General features: G+C 71.2%; 10 protein-coding genes. 7 read left to right on the top strand and 3 right to left on the bottom strand.

The window, feature by feature from the left end; all coding sequences use genetic code 11:
• Positions 1-6: 6 nt before the first annotated feature.
• Genes AC0IVP_RS03470 through AC0IVP_RS03460 form a run of 3 tightly spaced genes read left to right on the top strand, consistent with a single transcriptional unit; the run spans position 7 to position 6,105 of the window.
• Complete coding sequence (locus tag AC0IVP_RS03470) at positions 7-2,994, top strand: N-acetylmuramoyl-L-alanine amidase (protein WP_471754587.1); 2,988 nt, start codon at positions 7-9, stop codon at positions 2,992-2,994.
• 52 nt (positions 2,995-3,046) lie between these two features.
• Positions 3,047-3,619, top strand: a complete 573-nt coding sequence (locus AC0IVP_RS03465) for a hypothetical protein (protein WP_471754585.1) — start codon at positions 3,047-3,049, stop codon at positions 3,617-3,619.
• Complete coding sequence (locus tag AC0IVP_RS03460) at positions 3,616-6,105, top strand: hypothetical protein (protein ID WP_471754583.1); 2,490 nt, start codon at positions 3,616-3,618, stop codon at positions 6,103-6,105. The genes AC0IVP_RS03465 and AC0IVP_RS03460 overlap by 4 nt, the downstream gene beginning before the upstream one ends.
• A gap of 63 nt (positions 6,106-6,168) precedes the next feature.
• Here the strand turns inward: AC0IVP_RS03460 and AC0IVP_RS03455 are convergent, their stop codons facing one another.
• Complete coding sequence (locus AC0IVP_RS03455) at positions 6,169-7,518, bottom strand: hypothetical protein (protein ID WP_471754581.1); 1,350 nt, start codon at positions 7,516-7,518, stop codon at positions 6,169-6,171.
• Positions 7,519-7,726: 208 nt separating this feature from the next.
• Positions 7,727-8,842 carry a glycosyltransferase family 4 protein gene (locus AC0IVP_RS03450; RefSeq protein ID WP_471754579.1) on the bottom strand — a complete coding sequence of 372 codons (1,116 nt, stop codon included), beginning with the start codon at positions 8,840-8,842 and terminating at the stop codon, positions 7,727-7,729.
• 154 nt (positions 8,843-8,996) lie between these two features.
• Between AC0IVP_RS03450 and AC0IVP_RS03445 the strand changes: the two genes are divergently transcribed.
• The 4 genes from AC0IVP_RS03445 to AC0IVP_RS03430 are packed head-to-tail and all read left to right on the top strand — an operon-like array spanning position 8,997 to position 14,546.
• On the top strand, positions 8,997-9,767 hold the full coding sequence (locus AC0IVP_RS03445) for an ABC transporter permease (protein WP_471754577.1): 771 nt from the start codon (positions 8,997-8,999) through the stop codon (positions 9,765-9,767).
• A 14-nt stretch (positions 9,768-9,781) separates the two neighbouring features.
• Positions 9,782-10,999 (top strand): ABC transporter ATP-binding protein, encoded by a 1,218-nt coding sequence (locus AC0IVP_RS03440; protein ID WP_471754575.1) that lies wholly within the window; start codon positions 9,782-9,784, stop codon positions 10,997-10,999.
• A complete protein-coding gene (locus AC0IVP_RS03435; protein WP_471754573.1) occupies positions 10,996-12,045 on the top strand; it encodes a class I SAM-dependent methyltransferase in 1,050 nt (349 codons plus the stop codon). The genes AC0IVP_RS03440 and AC0IVP_RS03435 overlap by 4 nt, the downstream gene beginning before the upstream one ends.
• Positions 12,042-14,546, top strand: a complete 2,505-nt coding sequence (locus AC0IVP_RS03430; protein ID WP_471754571.1) for a glycosyltransferase — start codon at positions 12,042-12,044, stop codon at positions 14,544-14,546. Before AC0IVP_RS03435 ends, AC0IVP_RS03430 begins: the two co-directional genes overlap by 4 nt.
• A gap of 18 nt (positions 14,547-14,564) precedes the next feature.
• Here the strand turns inward: AC0IVP_RS03430 and AC0IVP_RS03425 are convergent, their stop codons facing one another.
• Positions 14,565-15,509: a glycosyltransferase family 2 protein gene (locus tag AC0IVP_RS03425; protein ID WP_471754569.1), complete on the bottom strand. Its 945-nt coding sequence runs from the start codon at positions 15,507-15,509 to the stop codon at positions 14,565-14,567.
• Between the last annotated feature and the right edge of the window lie 28 nt (positions 15,510-15,537).

Below are 15,537 nucleotides of genomic sequence, written 5' to 3'. Positions count from 1 at the left end.
CCACTCGTGCGCCGCATCATCGCGGGCTCTGCCGCCTTCTTCGTCCTGACCGGGACGTTGCTGGTGCTGCCCGTCTACGCAGCCCCTGTCCCGGCTGCAGAAGCCGTCGAGCCCTCCATCGCCGAGGTGGAGATGGGGTCGTTCCAGGCGCCTGCCGACGAGGCCGTCGTGAGCACGGACGGTGAGGTCCTCGCAGCCGGGGCCGACGCCGGGGTCCGGCCTGGTGAGGTGCTGAGCCCGGGCGCCACGGCCGACGGGTCACCCGACGTCGGACCGACCGAGGTGCCCGATGTCACGGACGAGACGCCTGCCGACCCCACGGCTCCGCAGGCCAGCGGCGACCCGGTCCCCGCCCCCGACGCGCAGGTGGCCGTCTCCGGTGCGGAGGTCGCCGGTGCGCCGGCGCTCAGCGTCTCGCAGCCCGAGGTCACGGACTTCTCGGCCGTCGGCGTCACCTGGGCCCACGACCCGGCAGTGACGTCCGTCGTGGTCCGCCTCCGGGTCCAGGGCGCCGACGGCACCTGGGGCGAGTGGACGACCTTGGCCCAGGACGACATCGAACAGACCGGCACCCCGGTGCCCGGAGCAGAGGTCCGCGACGGCACGGCGCCGTACTTCACCGGCCCGGCGACCGGCATCGAGGTCGTGGTCCAGGCCCTTGACGGTTCTTCGCCGGCCGACGTGCGGACCCAGCTGATCGACCCGGGGACCAGTGCCGCCGACAGCGCGATCGACGCCGCCGCACCCCTGGACCAGGCACACGCCGCCTCGGCGATGCCCGCGGTCGTCACGCGCGCCCAGTGGGGGGCCGACGAGGGCATCCGCACGTGGGACCCGCAGTACGCGCCGACCATCAAGGCGGCCACCATCCACCACACGGCTGACACCAACGACTACACCGCCGACCAGGTCCCCGCGATGATGCGGTCGATCTACGCCTTCCACACCCTCAGCCGCGGCTGGGGGGACATCGGCTACAACGTGATCGTCGACAAGTTCGGCCGGACGTGGGAGGGCCGCTACGGAGGTCTGGCCAGCACGGTCGTCGGCGCCCACGCGGGCGGCTTCAACAGCGGCACCTTCGGCGTCTCCATGCTGGGCAACTACGACCTGGTTCGGCCCAGCCAGGCGACCGTTGACGCGGTCTCGGCGATCATCGCGTGGAAGTTCTCCCTCTTCGGCGTCGACCCCTACGGCACGACGCAGTTGACGTCGGGAGGGGGCGGGACCGCCAAGTACCCCGCCGGCACCGTGGTCACCTTGCCCACCGTGTTCGGGCACCGCGACGTGGGCAACACCTCGTGTCCCGGCCAGTACGGGTACTCGACGCTGGACCAGATCCGGGCCCAGGTGAGTTCTCTGCGCCCCGCCTTCTCCACGCCGTCGGGGTCGCTGGACTCGGTGCGCGGTGGTTTCGGCACGGTCTCGGTGGCCGGGTGGGCCGTCGACATGGACACCCCTCGCCAGGGCCTGGCCATCCACGTGTACGTCGATGGGGCCATGGTCGGCGAGCTCGTGGCGGACAGGTCCCGACCCGACGTGGTCTCCCTCTTCCCCACCGCCGGTGCCTCCCACGGCTTCTCCGGACAGTTCTCCGCCCCCGCCGGGCCGCACACGGTGTGCGTCTACGCCATCAACACGGGCGTCGGCACCGTCAACCCCGTGCTGGGTTGCGCGTCGACGCAGGTCGGTGGCTTCGTCTCCACGCCCGTCGGCTCGCTGGACTCGGTCGTCGTGCTGGGTGGCGCTGTGGGTGTCGGTGGCTGGGCGTTGGACGGTGACGCACCCAGTACCGCCGTGGACGTCCACGTCTACGTGGACGGGCGACTCGTGACGGCCAAGGCCGATCGTTCCCGGCCCGACATCGGCGCGGGCTTCCCCGGAGCTGGGGCGGCACACGGTTACTCCGTCACCGCCGCGGTCTCGCCGGGCGCCCACTCGGTCTGCGTCTACGCCATCAACACCGGGGCGGGAGCGGTGAACCCCCAGCTGGGTTGTCGGATCGTGCAGGTGGGTACAGCGCCGCGCCAGCCGGTGGGCAGCTTCGACGGTGCTGAGGTCTCCGGGCGGCAGGTGCGCCTCGCGGGTTGGGCCATCGACCCGGACGAGGCCTCGGCGCCCGTGCAGACCGACGTCTACCTCGACGGTGTCCTCGCCGCCCAGCGGGCTGCCGGCGCCACGCGTGGCGACATCGGTGCGGTCTTCAGCGACTTCGGGACCGGTGCGGCGCACGGCTTCGACACGACGCTCACCGTTTCCCCGGGCGACCACCGGATCTGCGTCTACGCGCTCAACCGCGGTGCCGGTGCGCTCAACCCCATGCTCGGGTGCCGGGACGTGTCGATCTCGGCCGCAGCGTGGAACCCCCAGGGCTCGCTGGATGCGATCCGCGTCTCCGGGGTCGACATGACGTTGTCCGGCTGGGCGCTGGATGCCGACACCCCGGGTACGCCGACCTCCGTCCACGTGTACGTCGACGGGGCGTTCCGGACCGCCGTGGCCGCTGACGCAGTGCGACAGGACGTGGGTGCCGCCTTCGGGCTGGGCTCGCGACACGGCCTGGCTTCCTCGGTGAGCGCGACGGCCGGCGTCCACACGGTCTGCGCCTACGCGATGAACACCGGTGCGGGCACCGCCAACTCGTTGATGGGCTGCCGGACTGCGACTGTCGCGGCCTCGGCCCACGATGCCTACGGCTCCCTCGACTCCGTCGCGCGCAGCGGTGGTCGCCTCGCGGTCCGCGGGTGGTCGATCGACCAGCACGACCCGGCCCGGCCCGTCCAGGTCCACGTGTACGTGGGACCCGTGGGCACCGCGGTGACGGCCAACGCCGCCCGGCCGGACGTGGGGGCCGCATACCCGGCGGCCGGCAGCGCGCACGGCCTGGACGTCAGCCTCCCCGACCCCGGGGGGCGCACCACGGTCTGCGCCTACGCGATCAGCGTCGCCGACGGCTCGATCAACGTCCCCCTGGGGTGCCGGACCGTCGGCTGAACCGCTGTACCCGCCCGCCCACCCGATGCGTCCCACCCGTGAGAGGCACGTCATGTCCCCCCGCACCCGCAACCTGTCCCTCGCGGCGGCCACCCTGCTCGTGGTCGGAGTCGTCGCGTCCGCGCTGTCCCAGACGACCAGGGAGACACCCTCCGTGAGCAGTGCCGCCCCCTCGCCCTCCGCCTCGTCGGGGGCGCAGGTCGACGACACGTCGACCGGCCCGTCGGGAGCACCCTCGGGCGGCGCGACGTCGTCCGACCCGGCCTCCGGGACCACTGCGGAGGTCCCCGTCGCGACCGACCCGCAGCCCGCCGCCTCGGACCCGGTGGAGGTGGCCCTCACCTACGTGCTCTGGGACGGCACGGCCGGCGAGGTGCAGGCGAGCGGTTTCGTGAGCGGACTGGTGGCCGATGGCGGCACGTGCCGGCTCACCCTCACCCGCGGGACCGAGACGGTCACCGCCGAGGGACCGGCCACCGCTGGTGCGAGCACGACGTCCTGCGGGCTGGTCGCCGTTCGAGGGTCTGAGGTGACCCCGGGCGCTTGGGACGCCACCCTGAGCTACCGCTCGGCAGACGTCGTCGGGTCCTCCGACACCACCCGGGTCGAGGTGCCGGTCCTGTGACCCCCGCCTCTGGGGCCGTGCGCTCCTCGCGCCACCGCGCGCTCGTCCTGGCGCTGGCCGCCCTTGCGCTGATCGCCGGCCTGCTGGGTCCGACCTCACCGACCCCCTCGACGCCCCCTGCCCCCTGGGAGCTCGCCGCAGACCCCTCCCAGTTCAACCCGGGCAACATCATCAGCGACTCGGTCTTCTTCGACGGCGGCGGGATGCCGCTGTACGACACCCAGGCCTTCATCAACGCCAAGGGCGCCACCTGCCGGGCCGGCGCCGACGGGACCCCCTGCCTCAAGGACTACCGCCAGGACACCCCGAACAGGGCGAGCGATGGTCTGTGCACCGGGTACCAAGGTGCGCCCCAGGAGTCGGCCGCACAGATGATCACGAAGATCGCGGCCGCCTGCGGCATCAACCCCCGGGTCCTCTTGGTGATGATGCAGAAGGAGCAGTCGCTGGTGACCAACTCAGGGTCCTCGTTGAGTGCGTCCCGGTACCGCAGCGCGATGGGGATGGGGTGCCCAGACACCGCTGCCTGCGACACCCAGTACTACGGGTTCTTCAACCAGGTGTACGGCGCGGCGCGGCAGTTCCGCGTCTACGCATCGCGTCCCTCCTCCTACAACTACCGCGTCGGTGTCGTCAACCAGGTGCGGTACTCACCGAACGCGGCGTGCGGGAGCGCACCGGTCTTCATCCAGAACCAGGCCACCGCCGGCCTCTACGTGTACACGCCCTACCAGCCCAACGCCGCGGCCCTGGCGGCTGGCTACGGCTCCGGTGACGGCTGTTCCGCGTACGGCAACCGGAACTTCTGGCTCTACTACACGGACTGGTTCGGCTCCACGCAGGACAGGGCAGACGCCTCGTCCCCGCGCGGCAGCCTGGACGACGTCTCCTCCGCGTACGGTCAACTCGGCATCCGCGGCTGGGCCTTCGACCCCGACCTCCCGACGACGCCCGTGACCATGCACGTCTACGTCGACGGTCAGCTCGTCCGACAGGTCGCGGCGTCGTCGTCCCGGCCCGACGTGGGGTCGGCCTACCCGGGGATCGGACCCTCCCACGGGTTCGACGTCACCGTCCCGGCGGCCCTGGGAGCCCGATCTGTCTGCGTCTACGCGCTCAACGGCGGCGCCGGGAGCGTCAACCCCCTCCTGGGGTGCCGGACGGTGGACAACCAGGACGCCGGGGCGCCCGTGGGGAGCTTGGACTCGGTGAGCACCGTGCCGGGCAGCATCACGGTCTCGGGCTGGACGCTCGACCGGGACGTCCCGACCGCCAGCGTCCAGGTCCGGGTGACGGTGGACGGCCGGGTCGTCTCGAGCGGACCCGCAGCCGGTGACCGTCCCGACGTGGGGGCTGCCCACGGAGCCGGCCCGGCTCACGGATTCACCATCACCACCGCGGTCGCGGCCGGCCCTGCGCGGGTCTGCGTCACCGCAGTGAACCTGGGGGCCGGCACCACAGACCCGGTCTTGGGCTGCCAGGACGTGCTGGTGGTGGACCCGGCCAGCCGCAACCCGGTGGGATCGCTGGACTCCGTCGTCGGCACGGGCGGCACCATGCGGGTGGGTGGCTGGGCCATCGACCCGGACGCGCCCGGCACGCCGGTGGAGATCCACCTGTACGTGGACGGAGCGCTCGTCCGTCTGGTGGCCGACGGGCAGCGCCCTGACGTCTCCGGTGTGGTCGAGGGCGCTGGCCCCCGGCACGGCTTCACCTGGAGCCAGGCGGTCCCGCCGGGAGCGCACACGGTGTGTGCGTACGCCATCAACACGGGCTACGGGACGGCCAACCCGCTCTTCGGGTGCGCGTCGGCATCGACGGTCCCGGCCGCCCAGGCGAACCCGGTGGGTTCCCTGGACACGGTGACCGGCGGTCAGCAGGTCATCAATGCATCGGGATGGGCGCTGGACCCGGACGACCCGTCCGGACCCAGCACCGTCCACGTCTACGTCGACGGTGTCTTCAGTGGGGAGCTGACCGCGGACGCAGAGCGCCGGGACGTGGCCGCGGCCGTGCGCGGGGCCGGTTCCCGGCACGGTTACAGCTGGTCCGGCGCCACCACCCCGGGCCGCCACCAGGTCTGCGTCTACGCGCTCAACACCGGTCCGGGTACGGCGAACAGCCTGCTGGGTTGTTCGACGGCGATCGTCAGCGACCAGTCCGGCAGCAACCCCCGGGGGTCCTACGACAGTGCGGTCGGCGGGCAGGGTGTGGTGACGGTGACCGGCTGGGCCGTGGACCCGGACGCCCCCTCGGCGCCCGTCGAGGTGCACTTCTACCTGGACGGCGCCCTGGTGGCCCAGCTGCCGGCCTCGTCGTCCCGTCCCGACCTGGGTGCAGCGTGGCCGGCGGCCGGACCAGGCCACGGGTACGCCGTCGACCTGCCGGCGGGCGCCGGGACGCACCAGGTCTGCGTCTACGCCATCAACACCGGCGCTGGGACGGCGAACCCGCTGCTCGGTTGCCGGCAGGCGTCGGTGCGGTGAGCGCCCGGTGCCTCCGGGGGACACGGCACGAGCGCCGTGCTGCTCCGGAGGCACCCGGCGGGCTCAGCCTCCTGCGACCGCCGAGCAGGGGACGAGGATCGCCCACCCGATGGGTTCGACCGCAACGCCGAACTCCCCCTCACCGGAGGCGCAGCCCGCCGTGATGGCCGCCGCTGCGTCGGTCCACGTGGCGGCTGTGTTCTGGAAGGTCGGCTGGCCGTAGGCCTGCAGGACACCGACCACGAAGACGGCGGCGACGATGCCCCCGGCCCAGTTGGCCACGCCGCGCGTGCGGCGGCGTTCCATCCAGCCCTCCCACCCTGCCGCCACCGCGGGCAGCAGCAGCAGGATGGACACGACGGCGTACCGGCCGGCGAGCCCGATCGCCGGCCGACCGGTGGCGTCGACGAGGTCGTCGACGTCCATGAAGCGTGTGGTGGCCCCGTAGACGAGGGAACTGCCCAGGACGGAGAGCACCGCCAGCTGCCGTCGGGGGCCGGGTGTGACGAGCGCCCCGACGAGCGCCAGAGCCGTGATGGAACCACCCACGGCGGCGAGCGCGAGGGGACCGTCGAGGCCACCGAGGCGGTCGCCGTCCAACACGTCTTGGGCCCAGTCGATCCCCAACGGCCAGGAACCCACCACCCGGTAGACCCAAGCCCACACTGCCTCCAGTGGTGCCGACGACGGGCTCGTCCGACCTCGGGATGAGAGCACCGCGGCGATCTGGACGACGGCACCCAGGAGCAGTGCGACGGTGACCCCGTGCTCGCGCCACGACCGGACCACCAGGAACCGCCAGACCGCAAGAGGCAGCAGCACGAGTGTCAGGGGGCTGGTCGTGGCCGCCGCGAGCACCACCAGCACAGCCAAGGTGCGACCTCCCCGGCCGCTGGGACGCCAGACGAGGGCTGCTGCCGCGGCAGGGATCATGAACCACTGGGTGTTGGCGACGTTGTTCAACGTCTCCAACCCGGCCAGTGGGAGCGTGACCGAGGCGATGGCGATGGCGAGTCTCGGCCCCGGACCGAGGTGGGCGGCCAGGGCGCGGTAGACGAACGCGGCGCACGCCACCCGCACCGCGACCGCAGCGACCGCCATGCCGGCAGCCCACCAGGCCAGCGGAAGCTCAGTCACGACGGCCGTCAGCAGTCGGGGGACGACGAGGACGTACCCGGCGTAGGGCCGGAAGAGGTTGGTCAGCGTCGGGTGGTCGAGCTCGTCCTGGATGAACTCCTCCCCGTCCTCGGCCCAGATCACGTCGTCGGCGCCGGGTGCCGAGCGCCAACGCAGCAGGACGGCGGCCGCCGCGACCGCCAGGACCAGCGCCCAGGGTGCCCACCGGGCGTTCCAGACCGGCGTGGTGTCGACCGGCAGCTGGCCGGCCAGTCGCGCGCGGAGGCGGTGCAGCACGCCGGCGGGTGCGGCGGCCCCCTCGACTGGTCCCGGAGCAGGATCCGACGGCACGTCTGGCGGGGCAGTCTCACGGGTCACTGCAGGGCGCACGGTCCCTCCTCCTCCGACAGGCCGCAGGTCGGCCCCCGGTCCAGGTTCTCAGCCCGCGGGTGACGCGCACAGGACCGACGGTCCCCGGCGGTGCCCGTGGGGCTGCTGAGGCTGATCAGTCCAGTGCTCGGCGCCACGCAGCCACGGTGGACCTCGCTGTCCGGTCCCACGACCACGACGCGGCGTGGTCGCGCCGGCGGTGGGAGGACGACGGGTCGTCCTCCCCGAGTCCCACGAGTGCGTCGGACAGTTGTTCCACCGCGCCCACCCCGAAGAACCCGACGAGGTCCTCGGCCCCGGCGAGCACCTCCCTGCTCGCGGCGATGTCCGTGGCCAGGACCGCCGTCCCGCAGGCGAGGGCCTCCAGCAACGGGAGCCCGAAGCCCTCGTACCGCGACGTCGACACCAGTGCTCGTGCAGCGGCCACGACCCCGCGGAGCTCGTCGTCCTCCAGACGCCCGAGGCGGACGATCGCGCCTCCCGGCAGCCCCTCGAGGTCGAGTCCCGGCCCCCAGCCCGCTGGGCCGGCGATGGCCAGCTGCGGGACGTCCGAGGCGCCTCGCTGGTGGGCGAGTCGCACGGCCGCCACCGCGGTGTCCAGGTCCTTGCGTGGTTCCAGGGTGCCCACGGCGACCACGAAGCCCGGTCGCAACCCGAGCTGGCGTAGACGAGCCGGTGTCGCGGGTCGGGCGCTGGCCCAGGCTCCAGAGACGCCCAGGGGTGTGACTGCCGGCTCGGACACCAACCGCGGGTACGCCGCGGAGAGCTCGTCCGCCACGGTGCGGGAGGGGACACACACCACCGCAGCGCGGGAGAGAGACCGGGGGACCAGCTCGCGGTAGCGGCGTGAGGCCGTGGACACCGCGTCCGGGTCGTGCAGGTAAGTGAGGTCGTGCACCGTGACGACGCCCGCGGCCGCGCCCGGCGGGGGGAGCACGAAGTTGGTCCCGTGGAAGAGGTCGACCCGGCCGGTGAGCAAGGACACCACCGGGTGCTCCGCGTGGGCCCACGCCGTCATCAGCCCTCGCGCGGGAACCGGCCGGTGCACCGTCGACACGCCCGAGGGGACGGCGTCGGTCAGCCGCCCCGCTCCCCGCAGCGTGAACGCGGTGGCGACCACGTCGTCGTCAGGTCCGAGTGCCCCGGGGAGGTGGCGGAGCAGCTCGTCGACGTACCGACCGATGCCGGTCCGCACCCCCAGCAGCGGCGTTGCGTCCAGCACGAAGCGCATCCGCCGACCGTACGTGAGGTCCCCGGGGTGTCCGGCGCGCTATGTACTCTCATGCCGACCCCGAGCGACCACGTCACCGGGGCGAACTCGGGAGGAACCCATCTCAGCGCTGCACGACGTCATCGAGCGCCGCGAGCTCCTGTCCAACTTGGTCATGCGCGAGCTCCGGGGCAAGTACAAGGGCACGGCGCTCGGTTGGTTCTGGTCGCTGCTGAACCCTCTCGCCTCGACCCTCATCTTCACCGTCGTCTTCGGTGCCATCCTGCGGATCACCCCGACGGTCGGCGCGGACGGGGTGCAGAACTACACGCTCTTCCTGCTGTGCGCGTTGCTGCCCTGGAACTACTTCAGCGGCGTCGTCAACGGGGGGATGGGCGCACTCATCGCGAACGGCAACCTGATCAAGAAGACGGCCTTCCCGCGGCAGTTGCTGGTCCTGGCCAACTCCGTCGCCCTGTTCGTCACCTTCCTCATCGAGATGGCCGTGCTGGGGGTCGCCCTGCTGGTGTTCGGGGCCAACCCGCTGCTGTGGGTGCTCCCGACCCTGCTCCTCATGGTGTTGGTGGGTGTCTTCGCCACCGGACTGGGCCTCATGCTCTCGGTGGCCAACGTCTACTTCCGCGACTCGGCCCACTTCGTGGCCATCGGCCTGCAGGTGCTCTTCTACGCGACCCCGGTGATCTACCCGATCACCCTCGTCCAGGACGTGTCGCCGGACTCCCTGGTGGCCCGGTTCCACGTCGACTCGCTCTACATGGCGAACCCCTTGGTGCACTACGTAGAGGCCTTCCGCGACCTCCTGTACGAGCACCAGGTCCCCGGTCTGACCACGATCCTCGTGGTCGTCGGGTCCGCCGTCGTCTCCCTGGTGCTGGGGTGGGCGGTCTTCACCCGCTTCTCGAAGCGCCTGGCCGAAGAACTCTGAGAGGGGGTGCGCCGATGGCTGACGTCGCCGTCACCACAGAAGGCGTCTCCAAGCGCTTCCGGCTCTACCACGAGCGCAACCAGTCGCTCAAAGCCGCGTTCATGCGCGGACGCCGCGCGAAGTTCGACGAGTTCTGGGCCCTCCGGGACGTCTCCTTGTCCGTGCCCACCGGCAAGACCTACGGCCTCATCGGTCACAACGGGTCCGGCAAGTCCACGATGCTCAAGTGCATGGCGGGGATCCTGGTCCCGGACGAGGGGCGCCTCGCGACCCACGGGAAGATCTCAGCCCTCCTGGAGCTCGGGGCCGGCTTCCACCCCGAGCTGTCGGGGCGGGACAACGTGTACCTGAACGGCTCCATCCTCGGGATGTCGCGCAAGCAGATCGACAGCCAGTTCGACGAGATCGTCGACTTCGCCGGGCTCGAGACCTTCATCGACACCCCGGTCAAGAACTACAGCTCGGGGATGTACGTGCGCCTCGGGTTCTCGGTCGCGATCAACGTCGACCCCGAGATCCTGATGGTCGACGAGGTGCTCGCCGTGGGGGACGAGGCCTTCCAGCGCAAGTGCATGGAGAAGTTCAAGGACTTCCGCGACCAGGGCCGGACCATCGTCATCGTCTCCCACGCGCTCGGCACGATGCGGACCATGTGCGACGAGGTCGCGTGGCTCGACCACGGGAAGCTGGTCGGCGTCGGCCGTCCCTCCGACCTGGTGGACGACTACGTCGGTGCCTCGCACGAGGATCGCGAGGACGACCCGGCCGAAGGTGGCGGATCGCGCTGGGGCTCCGGCGAGCTGCGCGTGGTGGCTGCCGAGGTCGTGCACGGCGGGGAGCACGTCACCCGTGTGGCCACCGGGGAAGAGGTCGTCATCCGCTTGCACTACGCCACGACCGAGCCGGTGACCGAGCCGGTCTTCGGGATCGCCCTGCACACCCTGGACGGGCAGCACGTCACCGGGCCGAACACGCGGGACGGCGACCTGTCGTTGGGGGTGCTGTCGGGGGAGGGGCACGTGGACCTGCGGGTCCCGAGGTTGATGCTCACGCCGGGCACCTACGACCTGACCGTGGCGGCCTACGACCACAGCCTCGTCCACGCCTTCGACCACCGTGAGAAGGTCCTGCGGTTCGACGTCACCCCGGGGGAGCCGAGGGACCAGTTCGGTGTCGTGTCCCTCGGAGGGACCTGGCAGACCCAGCACGCAGACACGACGGAGACAGCATGACGAACGATTCGGCGGAGCCGAGGGAGAACGACCCCCTGCGGCTGCCCTTCGACCAGTTCCAGCGGTACACCGGAGCAGCTCAGCTGATCGCGGCCCTGGGGGTGGAGCGGGGGCGGACGCTGGAGATGGGCGCCTCGCCCGGTTTCTCCGAGGTCTTCTTCGCCGATGCCGATCTCTTCTTCACGGATCGGTTCGGGGTGCACGAGGGACGCTTCACGGTCGCCGATGGCGCTGCCCTGCCGTACGCCGACGAGACCTTCGACGTCGTGGTGGCCCTGGACACGCTCGAGCACATCTTCCCGCAGCACCGCGCTGCCTTCCTGTCCGAGGTCAAGCGGGTCAGCAAGGACGTCGTCGTCCTCAGTGCCCCGCACGCGACCCAGGACGTCGCTCTGGCCGAGGCGGCCCTCCAGTCGTTCGTGACGGCGCGTTTCGGCGAGGTGTTCGGGACCCTGCAGGAGCACGCGGACAACGGCCTGCCCGTGGCCGAGGAGACGGCCGCAGCGCTCGGCTCCGACGGGTGGTCGGTGGCCTCCTTCGGCAGCGGCTACCTACCCCGCTGGCTCCTGGGCATGGTGTTCCACCACGAGCTCCTCGCAACCGGTCTACCGGAGCTGCCCGAGCTGCACGCCTTCTACAACCAGACGGTGGCCCCCTTCGACAACTGCGAGCCTGCCTACCGCCGGGTCTTCGCGGCGTCGAGGACCCGCAGTCCCGATGAGCTGGCGCGGGCCGCTGAGTCGTGCAAGAGCCCCCAGGGGGGCGCTGAGGCCACCGCCGCCCTCGCCGCCATCGGTGGCGCGATCCTGTCGAGGCGGTTGACCCCCCACGCTGCCGAGATCGCGGAGGCCCGAGCGGCAGCGGAACGGGCTCGCGAGGAGTTGGTGGTCGCTCAGCGGGTCGTCGTCGACCGCGATGCCCACCTGATCCAGCTACGGGAGCGCAACGAGGCGCTGGAGAACCAGATCGTCGATCTCAACCAGAAGCTCGCAGACACGAGTCTGCGAGCTCTCGTCAAGCGAACCACCAGGGGGAAGCTCGGGTGAGCCTCGACCAGCCGGCCGTCACGGTCATCGTCGTCAACTACAAGGGGGCCGACGACACCATCGCCTGCCTCGCGGGGCTCAAGGGACTCGACTGGCCCCAGGACGCCGTGCGCGTCGTCGTCGTCGACAACGCGAGTGGCGGTGACGACGTGGCGCGGATCAAGGTCGCGGCTCCGTGGGTCGACGTCGTCGCGGCCAAGCGCAACCTCGGCTTCGCCGGTGGCTGCAACCTCGGTGCCCAGGGGGCGGAGACCGAGTACCTCGCGTTCATCAACAACGACGCCCGCCCCGAGGCTGCCTTCCTCCGGGAGGCGACCAGGGTCCTGCGAGCGGATCCCACCGTGGGTGCTGTGGCCGCCAAGGTGCTCGACTGGGAAGGGGAGCGCGTCGACTTCGTCGACAGCGCCCTCTCCTGGTACGGGCAGGGGTTCAAGCTCCACGTGGGGGCCCCGGACGACGGGGGGTTCGACGAGGCCAAGGACGTCTTGTTCGGCACCGGGTCGGCCCTGGTCGTGCGGCGGACCGCCTTCGAGCAGCTCGGTGGCTTCGACGAGCGCTTCTTCATGTTCTTCGAGGACGTGGACCTCGGGTGGCGTCTGTGGCTGGCCGGCTTCCGTGTCCGGTACGTGCCGACCGCCGTCGTGTACCACCGCCACCACGCGTCCATGTCCAAGCTCGGGGCCTGGCGTGAGCAGTTCCTGCTCGAGCGCAACGCGTTGATGATGATCTACAAGAACTACGATGACGAGAACCTCGCTCGGCTGCTGGCGCCTGCCATCGGACTCGCGGTGCGTCGTGGGGTGCTGCTGGGGGAGGCGGACACCGCCATGCTCGACCTCGAGCAGACCACCCCCGTGCCCGCGGAGCCGGCCACGACGGATGTGCACAAGACGGTGCTCGCCTCGGCCTACGCGGTGGACGCCTTCATGAAGTCCCTCGGGTCGCTGGCCGTCTCGCGCGCCGAGATCCAGGCGGGGCGCGTGTGCAGCGACGGTGAGATCGTCCGCATGTTCGGCCGCCCCCTGCAGCCGAACATCCCCGACCGGGCCTTCGTCGACGACCACGAGACAGCAGCGCGGGTCTTCGACGTGGCCGAGGTCTTCCGTGGGCGTCGGCGGATCCTCGTCCTGACCGGCGACACCCTGGCCGCCCGGATGGCCGGCCCGGCCATCCGGGCCCTGCAGATCTCCAAGGCGCTGGCGAAGGAACACGAGGTCGTGCTCGCCACGACCTCGTTGAACAGCCTGGACAGGTCGGACTTCCAGACCACCCGGGTGGACTCCCAGCGCCGGATGGCGGAACTGGAGGCCTGGGCCGACGTCATCGTCTTCCAGGGCTACCTCATGCACGAGTACCCGGTGCTGCGGACCAGTCGTAAGCCGATCGTGGTGGACATGTACGACCCGTTCCACCTCGAGCAGCTGGAGCAGGCGCGGGACCTGGGGGAGGAGCGTCGGCGCGACGTCGTGCAGTCGGCGACGGCCGTGCTCAACGAGCAGATCCTGCGGGGTGACTTCTTCCTGTGTGCGTCGGAGAAGCAGCGTGACTTCTGGCTCGGTCAGATGGCCGCGTTGGGGCGGGTGAACCCCTCCGTCTACGACCGAGACGAGACCTTGGGGTCCCTGATCTCGGTGGTCCCCTTCGGAGTGGAGGACGCCCCGCCGGTCGCGACGAAGCGGGCCGTCAAGGGCGTCATCCCCGGCATCGGTGAGGACGACAAGGTCGTCCTCTGGGGCGGGGGGATCTACAACTGGTTCGACCCGCTGACCCTCATCCAGGCGATGGCCCTGGTCCGGGAGCAGGTGCCCGAGGCCAAGCTGCTGTTCATGGGCGTCAAGCACCCCAACCCCGCGGTCCCCGAGATGCGGATGGCCACCCAGGCGAGGGACCTCGCAGAGTCCCTGGGCCTGTTGGGCAGCACGGTGGTCTTCAACTACGAGTGGGTGCCCTACGAGGAGCGGCAGAACTTCCTGCTGGAGAGTGACGTCGGGGTGAGCACCCACCTCGACCACGTCGAGACCGCCTTCTCCTTCCGCACCCGCATCCTCGACTACATGTGGACGTCGCTCCCCATCGTCTGCACTCAGGGTGACTCACTGGCCACCCTGGTCGAACAGCGTGGCCTCGGCCGCACGGTCCCGGCGGCCGATGTCGATGCCCTGGCGGCCGCTCTCGTCACTCTCTTGACGGACGGGGACGCGATCCGTGCCTGTGAGACGGAGCTCGCCCGCATCGTTCCGGAGTACCGGTGGAGCCAGGTCCTGGCGCCGCTGGTGGCCTACTGCCGCGACCCCCGACGGGCCGACGACCTCGTCGACAACGGCGCGGTGCTGCGGACCTCCGGAGCAGTCGACGTGGTGCCGCCCCCGTGGCAGGGACTCCGGGGGGACGCCGCTCTCATCGGCACCTACCTGAAGGAGGGCGGACCCCGCCTGTTGGCCGGGAAGGTCCGGGCCCGTGCGGGACGGTTGGTCAGCGGGAACCTCCGGTCCAAGCGCTGATCCGACGCAGCCCGACCGTCACCTCGACGGTCGGGCTGCGCGCGATCGGAGGGCCCAGGGCAACAGCCCGGTAGCGGAACGCAGGACCCGCCAGCGGGTCGACCACCGCTGCTGGTGGGCTCGTGGTGCGGGTTGGCCGAGCAGTCGTCGGCCGAGCAGGGAGCCCGTGGTGAGCAGGAAGCGGAACCAGACCGCCAGCGCGCCGGCCGGGTGTGCGCAGCGGACGTGCATGAGCAGTCGGTTGCGCTCGTTGTAGAAGGCGAACGCCGGCGACGTCTGGTCCGACGTCGCCGAGTGCTCGTGGTGGACCACGGCGGCGGGTTCGTAGGTGATCTCCCACCCGGCATTGCGCAGTCGCCACGAGGTGTCGGTGTCTTCGTAGTAGAGGAAGTACGGGGCTGGGAACCCCCCGACCGTCCGGAGCGCACCGGTGCGCAGCAGCGCCGCACCCCCACTGAACCCGAAGACCGGCCCGCTGGAGGCGTAGGCCTCCGGGGCCTCCCCGAGGCCTCTGTCGGCCCCGTATCCGTCGGGTCGTAGGAGCACGCCGGTGTTGTTCAGAACAGGTGGGTCACGGCGGGCCAACAGCATGCGCGAGGTGACGGCAGCCACGTGGGGTGAGCGATCGAGGTGGGCGACGAGGGCCCTCAGCCAGTCGGGCGCCGCGACGGCGTCGTTGTTGAGCAGGGCGGTGTAGGGGGTGCGGACCCGCGGCAGGGCCGCCTGGACACCCCCGGCGAAGCCGGTGTTGGTGGGGAGGGTGAGGACCTCTGCCTCCGGGTGGTCACGGGCCAGCAGGGTGGCTGTGTCGTCCGTCGAGGCGTTGTCGACGACCAGGACGCGATGGGGGGTGTCCTGCTGGCGGAGGGACTCCAAGCACGCCGGGAGCAGGTGGGCGCCCTGCCAGGTGACCACGACCACGGTGACGACGACGGAGTCGGCCGTGGGTGGTCTCGAGGTCACCTGCGCAGGCTACGTGCCCGCTCCGCCC

This window comes from Klenkia sp. AC732 (assembly GCF_979256525.1).
This window is presented reverse-complemented; position numbering and strand designations above follow the sequence as displayed.

Coding starts and splice junctions, on each gene's coding strand:
- AC0IVP_RS03465 (WP_471754585.1), top strand. CDS start 3,047: ATGTCCCCCCGCACCCGCAACCTGTCCCTCGCGGCGGCCACCCTGCTC.
- AC0IVP_RS03450 (WP_471754579.1), bottom strand. CDS start 8,842: ATGCGCTTCGTGCTGGACGCAACGCCGCTGCTGGGGGTGCGGACCGGC.
- AC0IVP_RS03445 (WP_471754577.1), top strand. CDS start 8,997: ATGCGCGAGCTCCGGGGCAAGTACAAGGGCACGGCGCTCGGTTGGTTC.
- AC0IVP_RS03440 (WP_471754575.1), top strand. CDS start 9,782: ATGGCTGACGTCGCCGTCACCACAGAAGGCGTCTCCAAGCGCTTCCGG.
- AC0IVP_RS03435 (WP_471754573.1), top strand. CDS start 10,996: ATGACGAACGATTCGGCGGAGCCGAGGGAGAACGACCCCCTGCGGCTG.